This is a genomic window from Alkalihalophilus lindianensis, from assembly GCF_032843265.1.
Classification (GTDB): Bacteria; Bacillota; Bacilli; order Bacillales; family Bacillaceae_D; genus Alkalihalophilus; species Alkalihalophilus lindianensis.
The window spans coordinates 56,837-83,751 of record NZ_JAWJBA010000010.1 but is presented as its reverse complement, the minus strand read 5'-3'; the positions used below and the strand labels follow the sequence as shown (position 1 = coordinate 83,751).

Sequence of the window (26,915 nt, the reverse complement as noted above, 5' to 3'; positions counted from 1 at the left end):
GGGCTATCGCCAAGCGGTAAGGCAACGGATTTTGATTCCGTCATGCGTAGGTTCGAATCCTGCTAGCCCAGCCATTTAAGAGCCATTAGCTCAGTTGGTAGAGCATCTGACTTTTAATCAGAGGGTCGAAGGTTCGAGTCCTTCATGGCTCATTTTTATTTCATTCACCTTGTGAAGGTGATTTGATGCGGAAGTAGTTCAGTGGTAGAACACCACCTTGCCAAGGTGGGGGTCGCGAGTTCGAATCTCGTCTTCCGCTCCAATACATATAAGGGGCCTTAGCTCAGCTGGGAGAGCGCCTGCCTTGCACGCAGGAGGTCAGCGGTTCGATCCCGCTAGGCTCCACCAATTATACATATTTTAACCCTTAGATTATTATCTAAGGGTTTTTTGTTTGATTTAATTTTGTTTAAGTAGCGCGTTATATTCATTTAAAAGGTCATCCAGTTCTTGGCTTTGCATCACAATTGAGTCTGAGTATAGAGGATGTGATTGGGATAGATCATTTAATGTACTTCTTGAAACCTCTATTTGTTGGAGCAATTCTGTATGTTTACATTTCATTTTAAGCAATTTGCATCATCCTTCCTTACAAATTTATCTAATTGTTTGCTCTATACCCTTTTTTAGTAAGTTAAAACATGTTTCAGGTAATAATTTGTTGTTTTTTCATGTTAAACTAAATAACGAGAAGAATTTTGAAACTTATTTAAGCATCATACGTAAGAGTTTATAGATTGAATATAAGCAGGGGATAAATAATGGAAGCGATTGTGAAACGAATCATCCTAGAGGTGAAAAATGGTGATGAGCAAGCTTTTGCCGAGTTAGTCGAATTATATAAGGATAAAGTATATCAAGTTGCATATCGAATGGTTGGGAATGCTCACGAAGCTCAAGATGTCGCCCAAGAAGCATTTTTACGTGCTTATACTAATTTAGATAGCTTTGATAGTAATCGTAAATTTTCTACATGGATATTTCGAATTGCAACTAATGTAGCGATAGATCGCCTAAGAAAAAAGAAGCCGGATTTTCATTTGCAGGATCAAGTTAAAGGTTCGGAGAATTTGACTTACGAAAGTCAACTTGCTGCTGATCAAGCTTTACCCGAAGATCAGATCGTAACCATGGAGATGCAAGAATGGGTTCAAGATGAAATTAATCAATTACCAGTGAAATATAGAACAGCAATCATATTGAAATATATAGAGGACTTATCTTTAAAAGAAATAAGTGATATTCTCGATTTACCAATATCAACAGTAAAAACACGTATTCACAGGGGGAGAGAGGCGCTTCGTAAAAGAATGCGTCATCTATAGAAAGGAGGACTTTAAGATGAAATGTGAAAAAAGCTATGAGCATTTAATTCATAAATATTTAGATGGAGATACATCATCTGAAGAGAGAAAGCGTTTAGAAGCACACCTTAATGAGTGTCCGCACTGCTTGGGGCATGTACGTGAATTAAAAAAGGCGATTGCATTTGTCCAAAGTGCCTCCCATATTGAAGCTCCAGCCAATTTTACAAATCAAGTGATGGCGAATCTCCCTCAAAAGAAGAGCACTTCAAAAACAAAATCAAAATGGAAGCGTTGGATGAAGAAACATCCGATCCTAGTGGCGGCAGCTGTATTCTTATTATTAATGTCAACTAGCGTCTCTACACTTTGGCAAAATAATGAGCAAGTGACCTTCTCGGGCTCGGGTAATGTACAAATAGATCAATCAAGTGGACGTGTTGTGGTTCCAGAAGGAGAAGTGGTCGAAGGCGATCTTGTCGTTCGAAATGGTGAGTTAGTAGTAGAAGGGGAAGTGAGAGGGAATATCTTACTTGTAAATAGTAAACCTTATTTTGCTTCTGCTGGTCATGTCTCTGGAGAAATTGAGGAAGTGAATCAGGTGCTTGATTGGATTTGGTACCATACGAAAAATTTCTTTTCAGAAGTAATCACAGTGTTAGATTCAGATGATAATAAATAAAGCTCCTTTGGGGCTTTTTTTCTTTGATGGGTGTTATAAGAGTGAAATAAAACGATAATAAAATGACTAGAATGATTTATGGTATAATGATACAGTTGATATGTTTACTTATCTTATAAAAGCGAACTGATGAAAAGTCGTTTTGATTATGGGAAAGATGTGTACAATGACTAATATGATAAAGATGACAAGTAATGAATGCTAAGGGTTTGGAGGAAGTGCCATGTTCCCATTTGAGGATTATACGTGGCTCAATTATATTGGGCAGGTTGTAGATATATTGCTTGTCACATATGTTGTGTACAAGCTTATTATGATTATCAGAGGAACACGAGCTGTACAACTTGTTAAAGGGATTACGGTCATTTTGGTTGTATGGTTTCTAAGTCGCTTTTTTGGACTTAGGACGCTTGAGTTTCTTATGTCGCAAACTTTGACTTATGGTTTGTTGGCCATTATTATCATTTTCCAGCCGGAATTAAGAAGAGCTTTAGAACAGTTAGGTCGTGGTCGCTTGTTCTCAAGTAGAACAATACCTCAAGAGGATTCTACTAAGAATTCTATTGATGCGATTGTGAAGGCGTCTGTGTATATGGGGAAACGCCGTATAGGGGCATTAATGTCAGTTGAACGTGAGACGGGTATGACAGACTATGTGGAAACTGGGATTCAAATGAATGCTCATTTAACATCTGAATTGCTGATAAATACTTTTATTCCTAATACACCACTTCATGATGGTGCTGTTATATTAAAAGGCGATCAAATTTTAGCGGCGGCCTGTTATTTGCCACTCTCTGAGAATCCGTTTATTTCTAAGGAACTGGGCACCCGACACAGGGCAGCTTTAGGTGTAAGTGAAGTCACTGATTGCTTAACGATTATTGTCTCTGAAGAAACGGGTGCAATTTCTTTAACTAAAAATAGCGAACTTCACCGAGATCTTGATGAAGAGAAACTCCGATTGCTATTAGAAAATGAATTATTAACAGAAAGCAAGCAACAAACATCTTCTCGCTGGAAGTGGGGAGGGAAGAAAAATGGATAAGTTATTTAACAGTCATTGGTTTGTGAAGATTATCTCGTTTTTCATTGCTTTAATGCTATTTGCTATGGTGAATATGGATGATCTAACGAGTCAACCAGGGATATTACCATCTTTAAGTGATCGAACCTCTACTCTAGAAGAAGTAGAAGTAACGGTAGTATATGACGAGGAGAATTATGCCATTGTTGATCAAACCGAACATGTGCAAGTGAAGCTTAGTGGATCTCAAAGTGCAGTTGCGTTTTTTCAACTAATGAGACCTACTTTTGAAGTGTTTGTTGATGTCACGGAACGCCAAGAAGGTGTACATACGTTAAGTATTCAACATCGTGGGTTTCCTGGGGACCTATCAGTCTCAATTGTTCCTCAATTTGCAAGAGTGGAGCTACAAGAAAAACAAACCGTCTCCATACCAGTTGATGTGGAATTGGTGAATGCTGATGCCGTTAAAGAAGGCTATTCAGTCGGTACCCCAATGGTATCACCTGTTAATGTAACAGTTACTGCAGCGCGTGAAGTTGCGGCTGAAGTTGCAGACGCAAAAGCTTATGTAGATGTAGAAGACGCTGATAAGATGCTTGAGGAAGCTGTTCCAGTGAAGTTGTATGATAGTAGCGGTAATGAGCTTCATTTAGATGTAGAGCCAGGCATTGTTGATGTAAGAGTTCCCATTACTAGCCCGAATAAGAGTGTTCCCATAAAAATATCACGTGAGGGAGAACTGACAGAGGGTGTAAGTATTGAATCGATCAACGTATCTCCTAAAGAAGTGCTGATCTATGGACCATTCGATGTCTTAGAATCGATTAATGTTTTAGAAGGGTTAACGATTGATCTAGATGATATTACAGAGGATCAAACATTTACGATGGAAGTTCCGGTTCCACCAGGTGTCCAAGCACTTGAACCAGAAATGGTTGAAGTGGAAGTAAATATTGCTGAAGAAGAGTCTAGGCAGTGGTCTGATGTTTCGATTGAATTAATAGGGGCACCTGAGGAAATAGACATCGATTTTGCCGACGATGAAGAAGAAACTCTTTCTATTATCGCACATGGTGCAGAGGCTAATCTTGATCAGTTTTCTGTCGATGACATCCAAGTGTATGCTGATGTTAGCAACTTAAGTGAAGGGGAGCATTCAGTCCCAATTCAAATAAATGGTCCACAAAATATTCGTTTTAGTGTAAGTAAGACAAATGTAGAAGTAATCGTCTCAGGTCAAGCTGAATCTGAGTGAAGATTGTTGAAGGAGAGAGTAAATAATGGGTAAATATTTTGGTACAGATGGTGTTAGAGGTGTCGCAAATAAAGATTTAACCCCTGAGCTTGCTTTTAAATTAGGTCGAATGGGTGGATATGTATTAACAAAACAAACAGAGAAACCACGTATTGTTATCGGTCGTGACACGCGTATTTCAGGTGAAATGCTTGAAAGTGCACTAGTAGCTGGTCTTCTATCAATTGGAGCAGAAGTTATGCGCTTAGGTGTTATTTCTACACCAGGGGTTGCTTACCTAACAAAAGCATTAAGTGCAGACGCAGGTGTGATGATTTCTGCGTCCCATAATCCTGTTCCTGATAATGGGATTAAATTCTTTGGGCCAGATGGTTTTAAACTATTAGATGAACAAGAAAAAGAAGTTGAAGAACTAATTGATAGTAATGAAGATCTTCTACCGCGTCCGGTTGGGGATGCAGTTGGTCAAGTAAATGATTACTTTGAAGGTGGTCAAAAATACATTCAATTCCTAAAGCAAACAGTGCAAGACGACTTCTCAGGTATTCATATAGCGCTTGATTGTGCAAATGGTGCAGCTTCTTCCCTAGCACCACATCTATTTGCAGACCTTGAAGCAGATATCTCAACAATGGGTACTTCGCCAAATGGTGTAAATATTAATGAGGGCTGTGGGTCAACTCATCCAGATAAATTAGCAGAGCTTGTTATTGAAAAGGGTGCGCAAATTGGTCTTGCTTTTGATGGAGATGCAGATCGTTTAATTGCAATTGATGAGAATGGACATACGGTAGACGGCGATCATATTATGTTTATCTGTGCAAAATATATGAAAGAGCAAGGTTGGCTAAACCACGGTACAGTTGTATCAACGGTGATGAGCAATCTTGGTTTTTATAAAGGATTAGAAGAAGCAGGTATCGAAACAAAGCAGACGGGTGTAGGTGACCGTTATGTAATGGAAGAGATGCGTAAGGGTGGATTTAATCTAGGTGGAGAACAATCTGGTCATATTATTTTCCTTGATCATATAACGACAGGCGATGGAATGCTATCTGCGCTACAGCTTGTTAACATTATGAAAGGAACAGGTAAAAAATTATCAGAACTGGCAGCTGAGATGGAGACATTCCCACAAACACTTGTGAATGTACGTGTAACGGACAAACATGCCGTTACTGACAATGATAAAGTTCGTGCTGCTATTGAAAAAGTTGAAGAGAGTATGGCAGGAGAAGGGCGAGTCCTCGTTCGTCCGTCTGGTACAGAACCGCTTGTTCGAGTAATGGTAGAAGCAAAAACAGAAGAAAAATGTGAAGAATATGTAACGGAAATAGCTACAGTCGTTAAAGAAGAAATGGGCTTAGCTGAGTAAGGAATATGCATGGGGAGCGAACCAATACAGCTCCTCATGCATATTTTTTTAGTAGTACAACAACTCTCACTCTTTTGTTTCAAATAGAATGTAAAAATCTTACCAAAGATTGACGTTCATACATCAATCTTGTATGATAATGTTTGTATGTAGTAAAAGGAGGGTAGAGGTAGTTTGTCATAGAAAATAAAAGCGCCTGAACTACACAATGGTCGGATATTTGTGTAGTTGACGAGGAGAGGGTTTATCGATTAATCGGCGGATGCCCTCCGGTTGTAGCATGACAGCCGTTAAGCTTCTGTAAAAAACAAAGGGGTGACTCTTTGCACAAAGACAGAAGTAGCATGCCACAATCATTATAAAAGAGTGGGGGCAAGTACGCCCTCAAGGTTTCTTGCCCCTGACTTCAGGAGGTAATTTATTATGTGTGGTATTGTTGGATATGTTGGTACAGAAGATGCGAAGGAAATTCTATTACGTGGACTTGAGAAGCTTGAGTACCGTGGCTATGACTCAGCAGGTATTGCAGTAGCGAATGATAATGGAGTTCATGTTTTTAAAGAAAAAGGACGCATTGCGGCGTTACGTGAAGTTGTGGACACAAGTGTAGACGGAACGGTAGGAATTGGTCATACACGTTGGGCAACACACGGGGAACCAAGTCGTAAAAATGCTCACCCGCATCAAAGTACAACAGAACGTTTTACACTTGTTCATAATGGAGTAATTGAAAACTATGAGCAGTTAAAGCGTGAATTTTTAATTGATGTTGAATTAACAAGTGATACGGATACGGAAGTAATTGTGCAATTGGTAGAGAAATTTGTGACAGAAGGTAAATCCATTGAGGATGCATTCCGTCATACTTTATCGCTATTAAAAGGTTCGTATGCAACAGCACTTATTGATAATGAAGATGCAGACATTGTCTATGTTGGTAAGAATAAGAGTCCATTATTAATCGGTGTTGGTGAAGGAGTAAATGTTATTGCATCTGATGCGATGGCTATGCTTCAAGTAACAAATCAATTTGTTGAAATTATGGATGAGGAGCTTGTTATTGTGACGCGTGATAGCATCACGATTAAAACGCTTGATGGGACTGTGATGTCTCGTGAGCCTTACACTGCAGAACTTGATGCTAGTGACATTGAGAAAGGCACATATCCTCACTTCATGTTAAAAGAAATTGATGAGCAACCTTTTGTTATTCGTAACATCATTCAAAAATATCAAAACGAAGACGGCTCTGTACGCCTTGATGACGATATTCGTGAGGCGATGAAGGGGTCAGATCGTATTTATATTATTGCTGCAGGAACGAGCTATCATGCTGGTCTTGTCGGTAAGCAATTAATTGAAAAAATTGCACAACGTCCAGTAGAGGTACACATTGCAAGTGAATTCTTGTATAATATGCCTCTATTATCGGAAAACCCACTCTTTATCTTTATTTCACAAAGTGGTGAAACAGCTGATCTTCGAGGTGTTTTAGTCGAAGTGAAGAAACGTGGCCACAAAGCCTTAACCGTAACAAATGTTCCTGGATCAACCCTTTCTCGTGAAGCTGACTTTACACTGCACACATATGCAGGACCAGAAATTGCAGTTGCTTCTACGAAAGCATATACAGCGCAAATGGCTGTATTCACATTGCTGGCTGTTGATACAGCGAAGGCAAAAGGTGTCAATTTAGACTTCGATCCACTACAGGAGTTAGCAATTGTAGCAAATGCTATGGAAACTTTAACGGATCAAAAAGAACAATTAGAGCAAGTAGCGCGTGACTACTTAACGATCACACGTAACTGTTTCTTCATTGGTCGTGCAGTTGATTTTTATGTAGGACTTGAAGGTGCTCTTAAGTTAAAAGAAATCTCATATATTCAAGCTGAAGGTTTTGCTGGTGGAGAGCTTAAACACGGTACGATTGCATTAATTGAAGATGGTACCCCGGTTATTGCTCTTGCTACACAAAAGCATGTAAACCTAAGCATTCGTGGGAATGTAAAAGAAGTAGCAGCGCGTGGTGCGAATACTTGTATTATTAGTATGGAGGGCATGGAAGAGGAAGATGATGCATTTGTTCTTCCTGCGGTACATGAATTCTTAACACCATTAGTAGCAGTTATTCCAATGCAATTAATTTCTTACTATGCAGCCCTACACCGTGATTGTGACGTGGATAAACCACGTAACCTTGCAAAAAGTGTAACAGTTGAATAAGAAGATTAAGAAGTAATCAAAGGGTTAATAGCACGAGTGAAAATTGGACTTTTGATCCAATGTTCCTCGTGTTTTTTGTTGGAGTAATAGGACTAAAGATTAATAATCTGATTTTTTAGAATTCTACATTGGAAATTTTTCTCTATAGGGATACAAGTCATTACGAATCGTTTCGTCCTTTTCGATTCTTAAAACACATTTTTTAATGATATTCACGAAAGTGCTTTCTATTTTTCGAGTGTTTTTACTCCTATACAGGGGAAACGATCACAGGAGAAATTTAGGAGCAGATGTAAATCTTTTTTGATCGAGAAGTACGGCATAAAACTAAAGTGCTTTCGTAAAGGGCGCTTAGACAGGCTAACCACCACTATGATGATGGCAGAAAGAAACAAGCTGAGTCATTTGTGGAGAAATTTTTGAATCATTTAGACAAAGAAACAGATTTATTGAAGTAGAAGCAAAAACGACGCTGACGGAAAAAGCTCATCAAGTGTTAAAGGCACTAAGTGATGAAGTGAAGTAAGGTAGTTGGATATGGTTTGAGGTGTGTCTTTGAATGGTAGGTTTTTAGGCCAGGTTAATATTGGAAAAGGAGACTCTGAAGATTTAGAGTTTCCTTTTTGGGCTTTATAATTTAAGTTGGGAAGAAGTAGCCTTAGTTCACAAGTTCTGTCGCTTCCTATACTGACATCTCAACGTATAGTAAAAAGCACCTTATTCGGGCTCCTGACCTACAGCTCACCTTAAAGAATAAGCAGCGGATTAGGGCCTTGTAAGGTGCCTAATATTTAAATGTATTTGTTATTTTATTTAAGGTCGAAACGATCTGCGTTCATGATCTTGACCCAAGCAGCAATGAAGTCATGAACAAATTTCTCTTTGCTATCGTCTTGCGCGTATACTTCGGCAAGGGCACGGAGTATGGAGTGTGAACCGAAGACTAGGTCTACTCTCGTTGCAGTACGAACAACTTCCCCAGTTTTACGGTCATGTCCTTCATAAACACCGCCATCTACAGGCTTCCATTCGATCCCCATATCAAGTAGGTTCACAAAAAAGTCGTTTGTGAGGGTACCTATACGATCTGTGAAGACGCCGTGTTGGGTGCCACCATGGTTAGTTCCAAGAACACGCATGCCGCCAATCAATACAGTCATTTCTTTTGCAGATAGGTCTAACAGCTGAGCCTTGTCTACTAGAAACTCTTCTGGTTTTATACTATACTCTTTCTTCTGATAGTTGCGGAAACCATCAGATACTGGCTCAAGTACTTCAAAGTTCTCTACGTCTGTCTGTTCTTGTGTGGCATCACCACGACCAGGTATAAAAGGAACCGTTACATCAATGCCTGCATCGTTTGCTGCTTTTTCGACTGCTGCACTACCGCCTAATACAATCAAGTCAGCCATGCTAATTTTTTTATCAAGGCCACTTTGAATGCCTTCTAAAACTGTTAATACTTTTGAAAGCTTCTCTGGTTCATTGGCTTCCCAGTTCTTCTGTGGTTCAAGGCGGATACGTGCACCATTGGCACCACCGCGCTTATCTGAATTACGGAATGTGCTGGCGGAAGCCCAAGCAGTACTAATAAGTTCGCTCAAAGTAAGCTCGGAATCCAGTATTTTTGTTTTCAGCTCATTTATTTCTGCATCAGATAATTCATAATCTACCGCTGGGATCGGATCCTGCCAAATGAACTCTTCTTCTGGAACTTCTGGACCTAGATATCTATCACGAGGACCCATGTCACGGTGGAGTAACTTGAACCACGCATGAGCAAAGGCATCGGCAAACTCATCTGGATTCTTGTGGAAGCGACGAGAGATCTTTTCATAGTCTGGATCCATACGCATGGCCATGTCTGCTGTCGTCATCATCGTCGGAACCCGTTTAGATGAATCTTCTGCATCAGGTGCAAGATGTTCTTCATCAGGGTCTACTGGAGCCCATTGATATGCACCTGCAGGACTCTTTGTTAGCTCCCATTCATATCCGAATAGCATATCAAAATAACTCATGTCCCATTTTGTAGGAGTCGGAGTCCATGCACCTTCAATTCCACTTGTAATGGTAAAGGCACCATGACCAGTTTCATGTGTGCTTTTCCAGCCGAAGCCTTGGTGTTCAACTAGTGAACCTTCTGGCTCTTCGCTAACATGTGAAGGATCACCTGCACCGTGTGCCTTACCAAATGTATGTCCACCAGCTGTGAGTGCCACTGTTTCTTCATCGTTCATTCCCATACGTTTAAAGGTATCACGGATATCGCGTGCACTTCCAAGCGGATCGGGTTTGCTGTTTGGGCCTTCAGGATTCACATAGATCAAGCCCATCTGAACAGCAGCAAGTGGGTTTTCCAAATCACGTTCACCGGAGTAACGATTATCTCCAAGCCACTCTTTTTCAGGACCCCAGTTGACGTCTTCCTCAGGATGCCAGATGTCTTCGCGCCCTCCACCAAACCCAATCGTTTTTCCTCCCATGGATTCAATTGCTACATTCCCTGTGAAAACGAGAAGGTCGGCCCAAGAGAGCTTATTGCCATATTTCTGTTTAATTGGCCAAAGTAGCCTACGGGCCTTATCAAGGTTTCCGTTGTCGGGCCAGCTGTTAAGAGGAGCAAAGCGCTGAGAGCCACTTCCACCGCCACCGCGACCGTCTACTGTACGGTATGTACCTGCTGCGTGCCAGGACATACGGATAAAGAACGGACCATAATGGCCGTAGTCTGCAGGCCACCAATCCTGACTATCAGTCATAAGATTATGAAGGTCCTTCTTCAAGGCATCGTAATCCAGCTTTTTAAATTCTTCTGCGTAATTAAAATCTTCACCTAGTGGGTTTGTCTTCGTGTCATGCTGATGAAGAACATTCAAGTCTAGCTGGTTGGGCCACCAGTCTTTGTTTTTCGTACCTCTAGAAGAATTACTAGAACCACCTTCACCTGTAAAAGGGCACTTTCCTGCGTTCTCATTTTCTTTCATATCCATACGTAATTCCCCTTTCGTTTTAAGAAGATTAACTAGCAAACAACCATGCATTACAATGGGCGAAACTAATAACAGAAACAATATTGATTCTTACATTGTAATTATAATAAATTATGACTGAAATAAAAAGAAATATGCAATAGATTTAAAAAAATCTAAATATTTCAGTGAAAAGTAGTGAGTTACAACAGGTTAAATGATCAATTCATTAATTAAGATGAATGCTTCATTTGTTTGAGAAGATTGTGGTACGTTTCCACCTCTTTGTGTTTACCTACTTTTTGATAGGCCTTAGCGAGCCATTGAATAGGTTCTACTTGATTGGAATGCAACTCCATCTCCCAACTAAAGCATTCGATAGCCTTTTCATATTGGCCCAGATCATAATAATACATACCTAGTTTTAATTGATTTTCAGCATCTTCGACCAAATGGTACATGTCGCTAATCTTAGAAAGCGATGGAATCTCGCTGATTTCTTCGTTTAGCTTTAAATGGGTATAAATATCAGCCAAAGTATGACGGTTTAGCAAATTCGGTAAAGTTGCACAGATTATTTTTTCGAATGTTTGAGGCGATTCGCGTACTAATGGTAATAATCTCTGTGTGATAGATTGTAGCGAGAGTTCAAGGGTTGAAATAGATAGATGATTTAATAATTCGGGTAGATCACGAATGTCCTTTTTTGAGAGAGGAAATGGGTAATGAAAAAGTAAACCAACTGCGGCGTCAGTTTCTTTATTTTTAATTAAACGGTGGTAAACGTCTTGGTGTAAGCCTGTTTCAGTTGATACAACCGGAAGAAGAGATCGTAGGAATGATAAAATTTCATCATTCGTAAAGGTATTATTTAATACAGTAATAAGGTTCTTATATTCTGTTGGGCTAGGACGTTTGATAAAGACATTGATATAAAGGATGAGGGAGTCGATAACTCGATTTTGTTCCTGATAGAGCTCTAACAATTGAGTGTAATTATTTGAAGAAAAGAGTTGTTGTTCTACATAGAGGGGGTCTGTAGTCATAAGAGTAATTAAAGGAGACTGGAAGTGATTTTTTGCATGGGCATAATCGGCATGTTCAATAGCAGAGCGGAGCCATTCTTTTTGGTAGCCTCGCGAAAGTAACACGATTCCTAGGCGGTAGGCAGCTAATAATTTTCCATCGCGACGAAACGTATAGAAGATCTCTTTAAGAAAAATATCAAGTTGTTCACTTGGAATGTAAGAATCAAAATATGAGTATATCAGGGCCGTCTCTATAGAGGAATATTGTTTTTTTATTTTAGTTAGTAAAGCATCAGCAGAGATAATTTTTAGGGAGGTAGCAGCAGGGAGCAGCAGTGAGAAGAGGGGACTAGGTGCATGAATGCAAGATCCTTTTTGCTCTAAGTGCCCTAAGAATGAAGCTTGGTCAAATTCAACTAATGGCTGCACAGTTAAGAAGTCGTCTTTATGAAAGAATAGCAAATAGTGAAGGTTATCAGACCCCACGCATTCAATAATTTTACACTGTTGAAAAAGAGTAAGCTTATTGGCTTGTAGGATTATTTGTTCTTGATTGTGGTTTAATATCCATTCAGTTGGATGCATAGAAAAACCTCCTTTTCTTAACTGTAACATAGTTTCATTACGATAAGAAGTTAAAGGAATCTCTATTAAGGGTTGCTTTTATCAAAATAGAAAGCGAAATATTTTGTATGGATGAACTAAATAGCTACCTCCTGCTCATAGGATAAAACAATACCTTTATGAGTAGGAGGTTTTTTTATGTATCAGCATATTGTTAAACCAGGTGAGACGTTATTTTCCATATCTGAAGATTACCGCACTCCATATGTCACTATTGTAAAAGCTAATAACATCCAAAATCCAAATTTAATCTTTGTTGGTCAGCCTATTATCATTCCAGGCATACCAGATCCTAACCAGATTCCTTTTATGATTGAAGTGTCAATAGGAAGTCGAACATTAACTTTGTATGAAAACGGTCAAATACGTAAGGTTTATCCGATTGCTGTTGGGCGTATGCTATTTGATACACCTGTTGGAGACTTTATTATTGTTAATCGCCAACCGAACCCAGGAGGCCCGTTTGGTACTCTATGGTTATCTTTGTCTAAGAAAAGTTATGGAATACACGGTACAAATGATCCAGCTTCGATTGGTCAGGCAGTATCTAGAGGGTGTATTCGTATGTACAATCAAGACGTTGAGGAATTGGGATCAATCGTTCCAAATGGTACAAGAGTAAGAATTAATGCTTGATGAATTGGAGTTTATGAAAATTAGTTCTCCAAATAAATGTTAAAAAACCACTAGCAAATTTCTATGAAGATACTCAATTTTCTCCACCAATTTGAAGAGAGCCTATTTAGCTCGAAAAACTAAGTAGGCTCTTGAATTGTTTGTAGAGTCTGGAATGTTCTTGTACACTACAACTATAAACTGATGTAGAAAAAGGTGTGGAGAATGAGTACATATATTATTGTTGGGGCTGGAATTCTTGGAGCGTCTACGGCTTATCATTTAGCCAAAGCAGGTGCAACGGTCACGCTCATCGATCGCGGAGATAAAGGTCAAGCGACCGATGCGGCAGCCGGCATTGTTTGTCCATGGTTAACACAACGTCGCAATAAAGCTTGGTATCAGCTTGCTAAAAATGGAGCGAGGTATTACCCAGAATTAATTAATCAATTAAAGGGATTGGGCGAAACAGAAACGGGATATGCGAAGGTTGGTGCGATTAGTCTTCATACAGATGAAAGTAAACTTATTAAAATGGAAGAAAGAGCTAGAGCTCGATTAGAGGATGCTCCTGAAATTGGAAAGATTACTCGCTTATCCCCAATAGAAGCAAAAGAGCTACTACCTGTGCTTGCCGACGGCTACGGAGCCGTACATGTAAGTGGTGCTGCTAGGGTGAATGGACGAGCTTTAAGGGAAGCCTTAATTAATGCTGCAAAGAAGTATGGAGCAACCTATCTTGAAGGAGAAGCTCATTTAGTTCATGAGGATCATCAAGTACGTGGAGTGAAGCTCGAAGCTGAAACGATGTATGCTAATCAGATCATTGTTACAACAGGTGCTTGGGCAAAAGAGCTATTTCAGCCGCTTGGTGTTACCTTTAAGATTGAACCTCAAAAAGCTCAAATTGTCCATCTTGAATTACCAAATACAAATACGTTGACTTGGCCAGTTGTCATGCCGCCTAATAATCAATATTTACTCTCGCTTGAAGATGGTCGAATTGTAATTGGTGCTACACATGAGGATGAGAAAGGCTATGATAAACGTCCTACTCTAGGTGGGATGTATGAAGTTTTTGATAAAGCTTTAAGTATAGCTCCTGGCTTAGCAGATTGTACGGTTCTTGAAACGAGAGTAGGGTTTAGGCCAGTTGCCCCTAATTTCTTGCCAATTATCGGGCCGCTTCCTAATTGGAATGGTATCCTTCTTGCTAATGGACTAGGCGCTTCTGGTTTAACAGTTGGACCTTATCTTGGAGGAGAACTGGCAAAGATTGCATTAAAACTGCCAACTGAAATTGACATTGAATTGTATGCTGTTGCAGGTGCTGTGGAGTAAATGAAAACAAATGGCACCTCTTCTTGTGAAAAATATGAATATGTAGGAGAAATCTAACTGTAGTATAATAAGAACGATTATGAAGGAAAGAAGGTTTTAGCTATGAAAAAGACGGTGTTACGTTGGAGCTTTTTAATGATTGCATTGATGATGCTCGTTGCATGCGGACAAGCTAATGATGAAGAGATGAATGAAGAAGATGAACAAGATAGCGATGAAGTTATGAGTGAAACGGGTTCTCCTATTGTAACAATGGAAATGGAGAATGGAGGGGAAGTTTTAATTGAGCTTTATCCTGATGTCGCTCCGAAAACTGTTGAAAACTTTGTATCTCTTGTTGAAGAGGGATTTTATGATGGATTGACTTTTCATCGGGTTATTCCTGGGTTTATGATTCAAGGAGGAGATCCTGATGGCAATGGTACAGGAGGTCCTGGTTACTCGATTGAAGGTGAATTTAGTAGTAACGGATTTGAAAATGATTTAAAGCATGATCGTGGAGTTATTTCAATGGCACGATCTCAAGATCCCAACTCAGGCGGCTCTCAATTCTTTATTATGGTGGCCGAGACACCTTCTTTAGATGGTGAATATGCATCTTTTGGTAAAGTAATTGAAGGAATGGATGTAGTCGATGAGATTGTTGCAGTGGAAACGGTACGTGGAGAAACTCCAGTAGAAGGCCAAGAGCAGATTATTAAACAAATGACAGTTGAGGTTTTAAACGATTAAAACGTGCCCCGCAGAATGCATGTTCTGTGGGGCTATTTATTCTTACTCATCAGGAGTAAACGTTCGTTTTGAGAATTCATCATCCATCATGAAGAAAGTGTTACTATCCTCGTCAATCCGTTTTAATTTGTGAATAATACTATCAAACATATCTTCTTCTTCTACTTGTTCCTCAATAAACCATTTTAAGAAATTAATCGTAGCGTGCTCTCTTGTATCCCAAGCTAAGTCAGATAATTGATAAATTCGTTTGGTTACTTCTTTTTCTTGGGTTAAAGCTTTTTCAAATACATCCAAAATTGAATTGAATTGATTATTAGGGGCCTCGAATCCAGTAATGGTTGCCCGCTCCCCTAAAGCGTTAATGAAATTATAAAATTTCATCGCGTGAAACCGCTCTTCTTCAGCTTGAACCAAAAAGAAATTAGCAAAGCCATCAATACTTTCTGATGAACAATAAGCTGCCATTGCCATGTACGTATGGGCGGAATAAAATTCATAGTTCATCTGTTCATTTAAAGCATTAAGTAATTTCTCATTTAACATACGAACGCCTCCTTTAAAAGCACTTTATATAGTATACCAACATCTCTTAAGATTTCATGCTAACTTTCTAATTGTTTCCCTTATTTTTCTCAAATTAAACAAATAGAGCGAATTGCTGTCAGTTCATCCCTTTAATTGAAAATAAAAGACTTTCTTTTTTCGACTGTCTAAAGTTATCCTTAAAAGATAACAAACAAGTAGGGTGATAACATGAAAAATTGGACTTCAGCTTTTACATTAACCTCATCTATACAATGGTTGTTTTTTATCTTTGCCAATACCATTGTTGTCCCCCTTTCTATAGCGGTAGCTTTTGAAGTTCCACCTGATACGGTAAAACTTATGCTCAGTGGTTCGCTTATTTTTACAGGTTTAGCTTGTGTGATTCAAGGTTTATTTGGCCATCGCTACCCTCTAATGGAAGGGCACTCAGGACTGTTATGGGGTGTTATGCTGAATTTAGGGTTGTCAGCTTCAGCGATGGGAATGAGCTATTCGCAAATAGGTGGGGGCCTTGCAACTGGCATTCTGTTGGCTGGCGTGGTAACCATATTACTCGTGCTTTTGAACTTAATTCAATATGTACAACGGATCTTTACGCCTATGGTGATGAGTGTTTATTTATTTCTACTCACATTTCAATTAATTTTTGTATTCTTTCAAGGGATGCTTGGTATTACAGAACAAGGAAAGATTAATATTCCAGTTAGTATCCTTTCATTAGTGCTTGTGATATTTGTAAGTGTGTTGAAAATTAAGGGCTCTAAAACAATAAGCAATTTCTCGATTCTGATTGGAATAGTAGTGGGCTGGATCTGTTTTGTATGGTTATTTCCTAATGAAGCAGAGCCTGTAGTTACACAAGGGTTTTCCGTTGCTTTGTTTCCACTAGGTACACCGAATTTAGAGTATGGGATTATAGCTGTTGCTTTCTTTGCAGGTATATTAAATTTAACAAACACTGTTGCTTCGATTCAAGCAGCTGCGGAACTCTTCAAAGAGGTACCAAACCAGAACCAATATAAGCGCTCGTTTTTTTGGACTGGTTTCTTTTCGATTATTGTCTCGGGATTTGGTCTTGTACCATATACACCTTTTACATCGTCAATTGGCTTTTTGCAAAGTACGCAGATTTATAAAAAAGAACCCTTTTTAATTGCTGGGGGCATATTATCGTTAGTAGGGTTGATTCCACCAGTTACAGCCTTTTTAATTACCTTGCCAATCTCAGTGGGGAATGCTGTTCTTTTCGTTGCCTATTTACAGCTGTTTGGTACGGCATTTAATAGTTTAAAAGGAGAAATATTTACATCTAATACCATATTCAGGCTTGCTGGTCCTTTATTAATTGGAGTGAGTTTAATGACCATTTCTCCTCAAGCCTTCAGTGATTTTCCTATACTACTTCAACCAATCTTATCAAACGGCTTAATCATGGGTGTCGTGATTTCCATCTTCTTAGAAGAGCTTATTGTTTGGGAAAAGGTAGATCACTATTTGAAAAAAGCTTCTTAGAAACGGAGCTTTTTTTATTAGTTCAGTACTAGGAAGGTGACATAACGCATGGGAATCTTCATACAGTAATAAAATGAACGGGGGTGAGAGGTTGAGCCAATATCAAGAGGAAGAGTTTACTGTTAATGATCTTGATCGTTGCGAAGTTCCTTTTTGTGCACAGACAAATGATGTAGCACCGCTTTTCTCAGCAGAGGCTTACCATGCTATAACAGATTCAATTAATAAGGTTAATCTTGTTGATTACCGAGGGAAATGGACTGTACTGTTATTTTACTCAAGTGATTTCACATTTGTATGACCGACTGAATTGGCAGCGGTCGCTGCTCTTTATCCTAAGTTTCAAGCGCTAGGAGCTGAAGTTTTAGGCATTAGTACGGATAGTGTTTATGCTCATAAGGTTTTTACAAAAGTATCACCGAATGCAGCAAGAGTTCAGTACCCTCTTGTGAGTGATCGAAACCAAGTGATTAGTAGAGCTTATCGAGTTTTAAATCCTAATGTAGGAGCTGCTATGAGAGGAACGGTTATCATTGATCCACAAGGTGTGATCAAAGCTAAGTTCATTTATCCTCCGGAAGTTGGCAGGAATGCTTTTGAAATTTTAAGATTGCTACAAGGTTTGATGTACAATCAAGAAACGGGGCAAGGCGTCCCAGCTAACTGGGTTGCGGGGCAAGCTGGGATTGTACCTGACATAGGACTAATAGGAGAAGTATAGAAAGCGCCAGGGTTAAAGGCGCTTTTTCTATTTTTTAATTGAAAATGATAATCTATATCAATTATAATGATTTTATACATATAAAGGAGGTAATAATTTATGTTTGCGCAAATTAAAACACTTGTAGTAGAAGAAGGGTATGCCGGGAAAATAGTTGAAAAGTTTTCTACCCCTGGAATCATTGAGGAGCAGCCTGGATTTCTTGATTTAACCGTCTTACAAAAGAAAAAACGAAGGGGTAATGAAGAGATATTCATACTCATTCGTTGGGAATCGGAAGAAGCGTGGAAAGCATGGGAAACAAGTGAAGTACATCTTGCTGGACACCGAGCAAATCGAGGTAAACCAAAGCCAGAATTTATCATTGAAGGAAGTCAAGATGTGTATCATGTCATTGGACAAAAAAAGTACAGAGCTATTTCTAGATAACAAAAAGCCCATCCTTTTGGATGGGTCTTTATTATGTTTTAAAACCATAGCCTCTACGATTAAGCAACATGTATATAAGGTAAGGGGCACCGATAATTGATATGACAATACCCACTGGAATATCTGCCGGAGCAAGTATGTTTTTTCCGATCATATCTGCTAAAAGAAGAATCAGCATCCCGATTAGAGCAGAAGCAGGCAAAAGACTGAAATAATTGGGACCCGTTAAGCGTCTAGCCAGATGAGGGGCTAATAAACCCAAAAAGGAAATACCTCCTCCAACAGCTACACAAGCTCCTGCCAGTGCAGCAGCAAGACTAAGTAACAACCTTCTTTCGAATTCAACATTCATTCCTAATGAGTAAGGAATTGGATCACTTATTTGTAATAAATTTAATGTTTTTGCTTTGAAAAAAGCAAACGGTAGCAATATCACAATCCAGGGAAGTAGGGCATATACATAACGCCACTGCGTACCCCAAATACTTCCTGTTAACCAAATTGTGGCTTCCTGAAAGTCTCTAGGATCCATTTTTAGCTGCACAATTATGAGCAAAGCTCCGCATAGAGCATTAAAACCAATCCCTATTAACAGTAATCTCCCAGGGTCGACGCCATCTTTCCATGAAAATGTATAAATCAGCATTGCAACCGTTAGTGCCCCGCAAAAGGCAAATAACGGTAACATAAAAGGAGATTGGAAAATTCCTAGAGCTTCGTTGCCTTTAAATAAGAAAATACATAATACAACGGCAAGTCCTGCCCCCGCATTAATTCCAAGGATTCCTGGATCGGCTAATGAATTGCGAGAGAGCCCCTGCAGGATTGCCCCTGAAACGGCAAGTCCTGCTCCAATTAAAAGGGCTATTATCATACGAGGTAATCTTAATTGAAAAAGGATAAGTTCATGTTGAGGAGTTCCTTCTCCGCGCAATGTTGTTCCAATCTCGCTAATACTAATAGGTAAAACGCCGGTCTGTAGACTGAAAATAAAAGTACCTAAAATGAACAACAGAATCACCAAGAATGGTTTTTTTGATTCTTTAAAGGCTGCGATCCATTCCATTAAACATTCCTCCTTTTCATGCGAGCTAAGTAAAGAAAAAATGGCACTCCAATAATAGCAGTGATTGCCCCTACTGGCGTTTCAAATGGAGGATTAATCATACGAGCCCCAATATCCGCAATGATAAGAAGGAAAGCGCCAATTAAAGCGCTGGTTGGTAAAATGTAGCGATAATCTACTCCTACTAAGGAACGTACAATGTGAGGAACTACCAAGCCAATAAACCCTATGGCTCCAGCAATAGACACAGCAGCTCCAGATAAAAGCACTACAGCAGTTATACTAAACCATCGTACGCGGTGTAGGGAATGTCCCAGTCCAGTAGCTACATCATCTCCCATTGTTAAAGTCGTTAAAGAACGGCTCATCGTTAGAGCGATTAGCAATCCCGTTATCGTAATAGGAAACAGTATGTATACATGCACCCACTTAGAGCCAGATAGTCCTCCAGCAAACCAAAAACTTAAATCTTGGGCAACCTGAAAATACAGAGCTAATCCAGTTGATAATGCACTAAATAACATACTTAGAGCAGCCCCAGCTAAAGTAAGTGTTACAGGGGATAGCTGTTCCCTGGAGATGATTGTAAATAACAATACTAAAACAGCGCCAAGGGCAGCACCAATAAACGACCATCCTAATAATCCCCAATAGGAATTACTAGAAAAGAAGGATAGAGCAATGGCAATAGCAAGTCCAGACCCTTGTGTGATCCCAATAATAGAAGGATCAGCAAGAGGGTTGCGGGTTACTCCTTGCATAAGAGTACCGGCAATGGCTAGTGCAGCTCCTACTAAGGCAGCTGTTAAAGCTCTTGGAATCCTTACTTCAAAAATAAGGTGATGTTCAAGTAGTTCTGGGTTGAAAGAAGTAAAGGACTCAATAATAACCGAGGGGGGGATCCACACAGCCCCTGATCCTATGGAGATAGTAATACTAATTGCTACTCCAATTAAACCAATTAGCAACCATATTAATGGGCGTGAATTCATAGCTTGCTCTTTAGACGTTTTTACTAATGAAGGCATAGTAGTATCCACCTTTTTCAAAAAAAGTAGTGAAAATGATTATCATTTTCGGTATGATCGAATATAAATCTACTATTATTTTGGTAATATTGTCAATTAAAATTTGGAGGAGTTAATAAAAATGAATAAAACTAAACTCTTTTCTTCTACTTTCATATCCGCTTCTTCTCACAAGCTAGAAGAAGGAGGAGATATAGATATAAAACTCGGAAGTGATCAAAGTCTTTTAATCTATGTAGTGACTGGTCAAATTAAATATGAACAAAATTCCAGGAATCAAACCATACAAGAAGGAGAAGCACGGTGGTTGAAGACACACCTGTTTAAGGCATATGCTGTGACAAGAAGTATTGTATATAGCGCAGTGGGATCTAGTGAAGGTTTAAGTGAGGATGAAAAATTTCCTGAAGTAGCTACTAATAAGCGAATTGCAAAATTAGTTCCACTATGGGCACCTCTTTTAGGAAGGGATTGCCGTAGGACGTTCTCTCATTATTGTCAAAAACAATCGGCATGGTGGAATCTATTAGCTCAACTTACAGAAGAGAATCAAATAATAAAGGAAGAAATGGTTGAAGTTGCGTCTCAACTAAGTCAGCAACTAGTGGATGCTCCTACAGTAGCCGATCTTGCTGAAAAAGCGAGAATGACTCCGGCTTCATTTTCTAGAGCATTTCGAAAAAAAACGGGGTATTCGCCTAAAGATTTTTTGAATAATGAGAGGATAAACAAAGCAAAGCAGCTCATGATTCAACAGCAAACCGTGACATTAAGAGAGATAGCTCTTCAAGTAGGCCTACAAGATGAATTTTATTTTAGTAAGCTTTTTAAGAAAAGAACGGGAGTATCACCGACTACTTTCTTAAAAAGAATAAAAAAAAGAGTAGCAGTAGTTAGTCAATTGTTTCTACAAGATCACTTACTAGCTTTAGGGGTTCAACCTATTCTCTCCATGGGATATCCCTCACTATTTCATTCAAGCGGACTGCCGAGTTATTACAAAAATGAGATGGTTGGAAGTTTAATTATTAATGCTGAAGATGGATGCTCTCCCAAAGAAGTGGTCTCTTTAAGCCCGGATCTAATTATTAAAACCCCTTTACGTGATGAAGAGAAGCTATCGGTTTTATGGACACATCATACTAATGTCCATACAATCCCTTTTCAGACTCAATGGGAGAATTATTTAATAGAGATTGCTAACATCATCGATAGAAGTGAGTATGTTGATGAAATTATCCGTGAAGTACGGTCGCTAGAAAGGTGGGCAAACAACCAATTACAACCTATCACCACTCATGGACATTGGGCAGTAATCTGGATTAGAAAAGAAGAAATCAGGCTTTATGGAAAAGGTGGACATGCTAATCAGGATTTATTATTTAAACGATTAGGATTTAAAGCTCATCCCCAGTTACCTGAAAGTGGATATGAAATCATTTCGATTGAGAGACTTTTAGAGATTAACCCTGAAAAACTGCTTATCTTATGGAGTGATGAAGCTGATGTGACAAGCGCAACTGAGTTGAGAGCCTGGTCCGAGATGAAAGCTGTGAAGGAGGGAAATGTTTACTATCCAAACAGTTTGGAATGGGATCCTTGGGGGCCAATTGGTAGAAAACACATGATTAATGAGCTGGTTCAATATTTCTACAATTTCAATATAGAGAATGATTTGTCTATGAATAAAGACAAAAATGACCATGGTCTTCTTAATTGATAAAAATTATCATTGATAATGAATTTCATTATTGATTATTTAGGGGGAACCGGAATGAAGAAGAGCGTTAAATTATGGGCACTATTATGTGTGTTTGTAATTGTCACATTAACGGCTTGCGGTAGCGGTGAAGAGACAGCGGCTGTAGTTGAGAAAGAAACGAGTGAAGTAGAGACAGAGCAACAAGATGATTCAACAGTAGATGAGGAGGTTGCAGAGGGAACTTTTACGGTAGAGCATATTTATGGCGAAACTGAGGTCCCTGTTAATCCAGAAAAAGTAGTTGTATTATCACATGTTTCTTGGGAGGGTTCATTAGTATCAGTCGGTGTCAAACCTTACGCCGTTATGGCTTATGATAGCGAGTTTCCTCCACACTTAATTGAGGAGCTAGAAGGTGTAGAGGCCTTACCGTATGCTGATGAAATCAATCCTGAGGAAATTGTACAGTTAAACCCCGATTTACTCATTATAAGTGACCGTTATGAGCCACTATATGAACAGTTATCAGATTCAATTCCAACAGTTGTAGTGGAAGTAGGGGGAGATTGGAAAGATGACCACCTAAAAGTAACCGAAGCAGTTGGTAAGCTTGATGAAGGTCAAAAAGTGATTAATAAACTTGAAAATGAAGCAGAAGAAATTGGGAATCGCATTCGTGAGAGCGTGGGTGAAGAAACCTTCATGGCGGTTTCAATAAATAAAAAAGATATCCGCGTATATGGAAGAAATAACCATGCAACAAATGCTTTATTATTTGATGACCTTAAGTTAACACCAGCAGAAAATATCCCTGAAGATTTTGGAGAGAATATCTCCATTGAAGGATTAGTGAAGTACAATCCGGACCATATTATTGATGTTACTTACTTCAACAGCGGGGAGTACTATGATTCTATTACCCAAGGTGAAGTTTGGAATGGGTTAGAAGCTGTAAAAAAAGACAATGTCCATACATTAACTACGACTTGGGGTTTTTGGGATCCAATTGAAAGGGAGAAAGGCTTGCAAGAAATTGAAGAGTTGTTACTGAATGAATAGTTTACATACACTGAGTTCAGTAGTAAATAGTGAGGGAGAAATGCGGGGAAACCCGTTTTTTCTTCATCACTAAATGAGAATAGGTATCAACTGGTGGATCGATAGAAGGAGAAAGGATGAGATTATGACTAGTACAGCGAAACGAATAGCTGAAGAAGCCTCATTTAAAGCATTCTTAAACAGCTATTTGCGAGAGGTTAATGCTGGACAGTTTATTAACCGGGAGGAATTGAGCAGTAAATCAGCTGAAAATTTGTTAAGTGAGCCCTATGTTCTTATGTTGAATATACCTCATCAGTCGCTTCGTTTGGCTGTAGAGATCACATATAAATCTCTTGTGGGACGTCATTCTTTTGGCGATGTAATAATAAAATATTCCGGTCATTCTAGTGTATGGAAAAAAGAAGAAAAGTTAGCAGCTATGGTTATTCTTATTCAAGAATTACATATGGATTCAAAAGTGAAGTTAGGACAAAATGGCGAATTACTTTTAAGAATCATTGATAGCTATGAAACGATGGCACACATTATTGACCAGAGAATGAAAGAGGGGCAAACTCTTTACCGAGCCGACCAAACATTTATTGAAGCAGAACAATCTCTTTTATATGGTCATTGGTTACATCCTACACCGAAAAGCAGGCAAGGCATGCCCTGGTGGCAACATAAAACTTATAGTCCAGAAATGTGTGGGAAGTTTCAACTTCATTACTTCAAAGTGAATCGGTCCTATCTTTTGAGTTGTTCCGAAGGTAGTGAGGATGCTATTTATTTGATTCACGAGGAGCTAAAAAAAGAATATCGAGATTTAAGTATAGATGAAGATTTTCCTCTCATTCCGATGCATCCTCTTCAAGCGCAATGGTTATTGGAGCAACCTTCAATAAAGAAGGCTTTAAAAGAAAGAATCATAGTTAATGTAGGACTACTAGGAGCAGACTTTACCGCCACATCTTCCATACGAACCGTTTATAACTGCACTAGTAAATGGATGTATAAATTTTCTATTCCGGTTAAAGTAACCAACTCTCTAAGGGTCAACAAAACGAAAGAACTGGTTGCTGGTAAAACAATGGCAAAACTAGTTAGGGAATTGCCATTATTAAAAAAATATTCAGCTTTTAAATTTATTAAGGACCCAGCTTTTCTAACTGTGAAATTACCAGGTTTAAAAGAATCGGGCTTTGAAATGATTATAAGGGAAAACCCCTTTCGTGTAGGTGAAGATAGGGGGATTACTACCGTTGCTGCTCTTGTACAAGATCCTTTGCCAGGTTGTCAATCTAAACTCTATAAATTAATAAAAAAGCTTTCTGTGTCTGAAAGTCAAGACTTAGCTACGGTCAGTTTTAATTGGTTTAAAAAGTATGTTGATAAGACATTGATCCCACTTATGGATCTCTACGATTCATATGGAATTGCCCTAGAAGCTCACCAACAAAATAGTGTGATTGATGTATCAACAGGCTACCCTGAGACCTATTTTTATCGTGATAATCAAGGGTATTATTTGTCCAACCTCTACAAAAATAGGCTTATATACATGGAGCCAGAACTAGTAGAATCTCCGGAGTTATTCTATCGAGAAGAAGTGATACAAGAGAGATTCATTTATTATCTCTTAATGAATCATTTATTTTCTATCATTAATCGTTTTGGTACCGATGGACTGTTGGCGGAAGAAATGTTGATTCTTTATCTTAAAGAACAATTAGTAGATCTACATGATAGATGTAACGGTGCTGGGCAACGGTTAGTAGCTAAGCTGCTGAGTGAAAAAAGATTGGCTTTTAAAGCAAATTTATTAACGAGGTTTCATGATGTTGATGAACTTACAGCAAAATTAGAGCAAGCTGTTTATACTACAATCGAAAATCCGTTCCATTCTAATTCAATGAGGGGAGAGGTTCTTTGTGCAACTAATACAAGCATCCCCATCTAAAGCAACTTTAAGAGTTCGAAGGCAATTGGTTGAGGCAATCTTATATGAGGGGTTGCTACCATACACCGAACACGTTATCGATTACCGACAATCTCGTTATACAATCCAAGGAATGAAGGGGAGCTACTGCTGCTTGGGACGTCGGAGTGCGTTTGGTCGTATCCGCATACAACCATCATCTGTAGTTATGACTATGGATAATAATCAAAAAAGAGAGGTGTCGGTTAAGGATTTAATTGAAGAATTAAACCAACATCATTTTAATAGCGAAACACTCTTAGCTGAATTAGAGGATACTATCTTCCTTACTGATTGGAATGACCTAAACCTATCTCTACCTCCTTCACGGCGAGAATTAAGTATGGAAGAGCTAGAGTCAGCTATTGTAGAAGGTCACCCTTATCACCCTTGCTTTAAATCAAGAACGGGATTTACCATTCATGATCATTATTCATATGGACCAGAAGCGAATCAACCTTTTTCTATTGTTTGGATTGCGGTGAGAAGAAAAGAGGTAAGATATTCGTTTCCTAAAGAAGAGCAAAGTTTTTGGCAAAATGAATTAGGGACTAAAGTGTGGAAAGACCTTGTCCTGGAGCTTTGCCAATGTGGTGGGCAGCTTGATGAATACATGCTATTTCCTGTGCACCCTTGGCAATGGCAACAAATAGAAAAGCATATTACTGAGGAGTTAGAAAGTCGAGACATTCTACTATTAGGTGAATTCGGAGACCTCTATACTGCCACTCAATCTGTTCGTACTCTTATGAATCAAACCACACAAGGGAAGTCATCACTTAAGCTAGCAATGAATCTAGTACATACCTCATCCAGGCGCACGCTTGCCCCACAATCTGTATTCGCAGCTCCTGAGATATCTGCTTGGTTAAAAGCTGTTGTGGGTTCAGATGATTTTTTAGTTAATGATAAGAGGCTAGTCATACTAGCAGAACATGCTGGTATGGTATATGAGCCTAAAGACCCTATAAAGGCAAGTAAGATAGAAGGTCAGTTAGCTGCTATTTGGAGAGAAGATATTCACGGTTATCTTCGTGAGACAGAAGAAGCAATCCCTTTTAATGCTCTCATGCTTATAGAAAGAGACGGTCAACCTTTTGTGTGGAAGTGGATCGAGGCTTACGGAGTCAGTCAGTGGGTTGCACAATTAATAAAAGTGGCTGTCATACCTGTTTGGCACTTGCTTTTAAAGCACGGGATAGCCCTAGAAGCCCATGGTCAAAATATGATATTAATTCATGAAAATGGATGGCCAAAGCGAGTGGCGTTACGTGACTTTCACGAAAGCGTAGAATATGTGGAGTCTTATCTCGATACTAGAGAGTTTTTACCTGATTTTAAAAATATCCATCCCTCTTATGCGAATGCGAGCGAGAATCAATTTTATTGGATGTCCTCAGTAGAAGCATTAAGGGAATTGGTGATGGATACATTATTTGTTTTTAATCTTGCGGAGATTTCTTATGTGCTTGATGAGGTGGGGATTTATAAAGAGAAAGATTTCTGGCAACAAGTTAATGAAGCATTAGCTACACATCTGAAAAATTTCCCTTCACTTAAATCGAGAGCGAAATTACTTAACTATACAAATGAATCTATATATGTCGAGTCTTTATTAACCAAGAAACTAAATAAGGGTAACGAAGAGTTTCGTCACCTCGTTTCCAATTCCTTAATAGAAGGCCTAAAAGAAAAAGGGGGCTAA

The 26,915-nt window shown here is 39.0% G+C and carries 22 protein-coding genes, 3 tRNA genes and 1 pseudogene; 20 read left to right on the top strand and 6 right to left on the bottom strand.

The features are described 5' to 3' along the window. The first annotated feature begins 79 nt into the window (after positions 1-79). The 3 genes from RYX56_RS19640 to RYX56_RS19630 all read left to right on the top strand — a co-directional run bounded on the left by RYX56_RS19640 (position 80) and on the right by RYX56_RS19630 (position 348). Positions 80-152: transfer RNA gene (locus RYX56_RS19640), tRNA-Lys, on the top strand. Positions 153-187: 35 nt separating this feature from the next. Then, positions 188-262, top strand: a tRNA-Gly gene (locus tag RYX56_RS19635). A gap of 10 nt (positions 263-272) precedes the next feature. Beyond that, positions 273-348 (top strand) — tRNA-Ala (locus RYX56_RS19630). Positions 349-399: 51 nt separating this feature from the next. On the opposite strand, the gene RYX56_RS25850 is transcribed toward RYX56_RS19630, so the two are convergent. Next, positions 400-564: a Spo0E family sporulation regulatory protein-aspartic acid phosphatase gene (locus RYX56_RS25850; protein WP_369293556.1), complete on the bottom strand. Its 165-nt coding sequence runs from the start codon at positions 562-564 to the stop codon at positions 400-402. A gap of 197 nt (positions 565-761) precedes the next feature. On the opposite strand from RYX56_RS25850, the gene sigW reads away from it, so the two are divergent. From sigW to RYX56_RS26240, 7 genes and pseudogenes are all read left to right on the top strand, one after another. Then, positions 762-1,325 (top strand): RNA polymerase sigma factor SigW, encoded by a 564-nt coding sequence (gene sigW, locus RYX56_RS19625; RefSeq protein ID WP_317123730.1) that lies wholly within the window; start codon positions 762-764, stop codon positions 1,323-1,325. 16 nt (positions 1,326-1,341) lie between these two features. Next, entirely contained in the window at positions 1,342-1,986 is a 645-nt protein-coding gene (locus tag RYX56_RS19620; RefSeq protein WP_317123729.1) for an anti-sigma factor family protein, read from the top strand. Between the two features lie 223 nt (positions 1,987-2,209). Then, complete coding sequence (gene cdaA / locus RYX56_RS19615; protein WP_317123728.1) at positions 2,210-3,034, top strand: diadenylate cyclase CdaA; 825 nt, start codon at positions 2,210-2,212, stop codon at positions 3,032-3,034. Next, positions 3,027-4,271: a CdaR family protein gene (locus RYX56_RS19610; protein WP_317123727.1), complete on the top strand. Its 1,245-nt coding sequence runs from the start codon at positions 3,027-3,029 to the stop codon at positions 4,269-4,271. Before cdaA ends, RYX56_RS19610 begins: the two co-directional genes overlap by 8 nt. Before the next feature lie 25 nt (positions 4,272-4,296). Further along, positions 4,297-5,646, top strand: coding sequence for a phosphoglucosamine mutase (glmM, locus tag RYX56_RS19605; RefSeq protein WP_317123726.1), 1,350 nt, complete (start codon positions 4,297-4,299; stop codon positions 5,644-5,646). A gap of 423 nt (positions 5,647-6,069) precedes the next feature. Beyond that, positions 6,070-7,872, top strand: coding sequence for a glutamine--fructose-6-phosphate transaminase (isomerizing) (gene glmS / locus RYX56_RS19600; protein WP_317123725.1), 1,803 nt, complete (start codon positions 6,070-6,072; stop codon positions 7,870-7,872). A gap of 359 nt (positions 7,873-8,231) precedes the next feature. Continuing rightward, positions 8,232-8,330: pseudogene (locus RYX56_RS26240) on the top strand (FIMAH domain-containing protein); the annotation flags it as partial. A 351-nt stretch (positions 8,331-8,681) separates the two neighbouring features. On the opposite strand, the gene katG reads toward RYX56_RS26240, so the two are convergent. Both katG and RYX56_RS19590 read right to left on the bottom strand, forming a co-directional pair. After that, the gene (gene katG / locus RYX56_RS19595; RefSeq protein WP_317123724.1) at positions 8,682-10,865 is read right to left on the bottom strand and encodes a catalase/peroxidase HPI; all 2,184 of its coding nucleotides are present in this window, start codon (positions 10,863-10,865) and stop codon (positions 8,682-8,684) included. A 212-nt stretch (positions 10,866-11,077) separates the two neighbouring features. Further along, positions 11,078-12,457, bottom strand: coding sequence for a tetratricopeptide repeat protein (locus RYX56_RS19590; protein WP_317123723.1), 1,380 nt, complete (start codon positions 12,455-12,457; stop codon positions 11,078-11,080). A gap of 177 nt (positions 12,458-12,634) precedes the next feature. Here RYX56_RS19590 and RYX56_RS19585 point away from each other — a divergent pair, with 177 nt between their 5' ends. From RYX56_RS19585 to RYX56_RS19575, 3 genes are all read left to right on the top strand, one after another. Then, positions 12,635-13,132, top strand: coding sequence for a L,D-transpeptidase family protein (locus tag RYX56_RS19585; protein WP_317123722.1), 498 nt, complete (start codon positions 12,635-12,637; stop codon positions 13,130-13,132). 204 nt (positions 13,133-13,336) lie between these two features. After that, positions 13,337-14,452, top strand: a complete 1,116-nt coding sequence (locus tag RYX56_RS19580; RefSeq protein ID WP_317123721.1) for an NAD(P)/FAD-dependent oxidoreductase — start codon at positions 13,337-13,339, stop codon at positions 14,450-14,452. A gap of 102 nt (positions 14,453-14,554) precedes the next feature. Continuing rightward, positions 14,555-15,184, top strand: coding sequence for a peptidylprolyl isomerase (locus RYX56_RS19575; RefSeq protein ID WP_317123720.1), 630 nt, complete (start codon positions 14,555-14,557; stop codon positions 15,182-15,184). A 42-nt stretch (positions 15,185-15,226) separates the two neighbouring features. On the opposite strand, the gene RYX56_RS19570 is transcribed toward RYX56_RS19575, so the two are convergent. Next, the gene (locus RYX56_RS19570) at positions 15,227-15,730 is read right to left on the bottom strand and encodes a ferritin (protein WP_317123719.1); all 504 of its coding nucleotides are present in this window, start codon (positions 15,728-15,730) and stop codon (positions 15,227-15,229) included. Between the two features lie 210 nt (positions 15,731-15,940). Between RYX56_RS19570 and RYX56_RS19565 the strand changes: the two genes are divergently transcribed. The 3 genes from RYX56_RS19565 (at position 15,941) to RYX56_RS19555 (ending at position 18,395) form a co-directional block, all read left to right on the top strand. Then, complete coding sequence (locus tag RYX56_RS19565) at positions 15,941-17,245, top strand: uracil/xanthine transporter (RefSeq protein ID WP_317123718.1); 1,305 nt, start codon at positions 15,941-15,943, stop codon at positions 17,243-17,245. Positions 17,246-17,318: 73 nt separating this feature from the next. Beyond that, a complete protein-coding gene (locus RYX56_RS19560; protein ID WP_317123717.1) occupies positions 17,319-17,966 on the top strand; it encodes a peroxiredoxin in 648 nt (215 codons plus the stop codon). A 99-nt stretch (positions 17,967-18,065) separates the two neighbouring features. Further along, positions 18,066-18,395: an antibiotic biosynthesis monooxygenase family protein gene (locus tag RYX56_RS19555; protein ID WP_317123716.1), complete on the top strand. Its 330-nt coding sequence runs from the start codon at positions 18,066-18,068 to the stop codon at positions 18,393-18,395. Positions 18,396-18,426: 31 nt separating this feature from the next. Here RYX56_RS19555 and RYX56_RS19550 read toward each other — a convergent pair whose 3' ends face one another. Continuing rightward, positions 18,427-19,461, bottom strand: a complete 1,035-nt coding sequence (locus RYX56_RS19550; RefSeq protein WP_317123715.1) for a FecCD family ABC transporter permease — start codon at positions 19,459-19,461, stop codon at positions 18,427-18,429. Then, on the bottom strand, positions 19,461-20,489 hold the full coding sequence (locus RYX56_RS19545) for a FecCD family ABC transporter permease (RefSeq protein ID WP_317123714.1): 1,029 nt from the start codon (positions 20,487-20,489) through the stop codon (positions 19,461-19,463). Before RYX56_RS19545 ends, RYX56_RS19550 begins: the two co-directional genes overlap by 1 nt. A 121-nt stretch (positions 20,490-20,610) precedes the next feature. Here RYX56_RS19545 and RYX56_RS19540 point away from each other — a divergent pair, with 121 nt between their 5' ends. The 4 genes from RYX56_RS19540 to RYX56_RS19525 all read left to right on the top strand — a co-directional run bounded on the left by RYX56_RS19540 (position 20,611) and on the right by RYX56_RS19525 (position 26,915). Beyond that, entirely contained in the window at positions 20,611-22,209 is a 1,599-nt protein-coding gene (locus tag RYX56_RS19540; RefSeq protein ID WP_317123713.1) for an AraC family transcriptional regulator, read from the top strand. A gap of 54 nt (positions 22,210-22,263) precedes the next feature. Further along, positions 22,264-23,250, top strand: coding sequence for an ABC transporter substrate-binding protein (locus tag RYX56_RS19535; protein ID WP_317123712.1), 987 nt, complete (start codon positions 22,264-22,266; stop codon positions 23,248-23,250). 124 nt (positions 23,251-23,374) lie between these two features. Continuing rightward, positions 23,375-25,192, top strand: a complete 1,818-nt coding sequence (locus RYX56_RS19530; RefSeq protein WP_317123711.1) for an IucA/IucC family protein — start codon at positions 23,375-23,377, stop codon at positions 25,190-25,192. Next, positions 25,164-26,915 (top strand): IucA/IucC family protein, encoded by a 1,752-nt coding sequence (locus tag RYX56_RS19525; RefSeq protein WP_317123710.1) that lies wholly within the window; start codon positions 25,164-25,166, stop codon positions 26,913-26,915. Before RYX56_RS19530 ends, RYX56_RS19525 begins: the two co-directional genes overlap by 29 nt.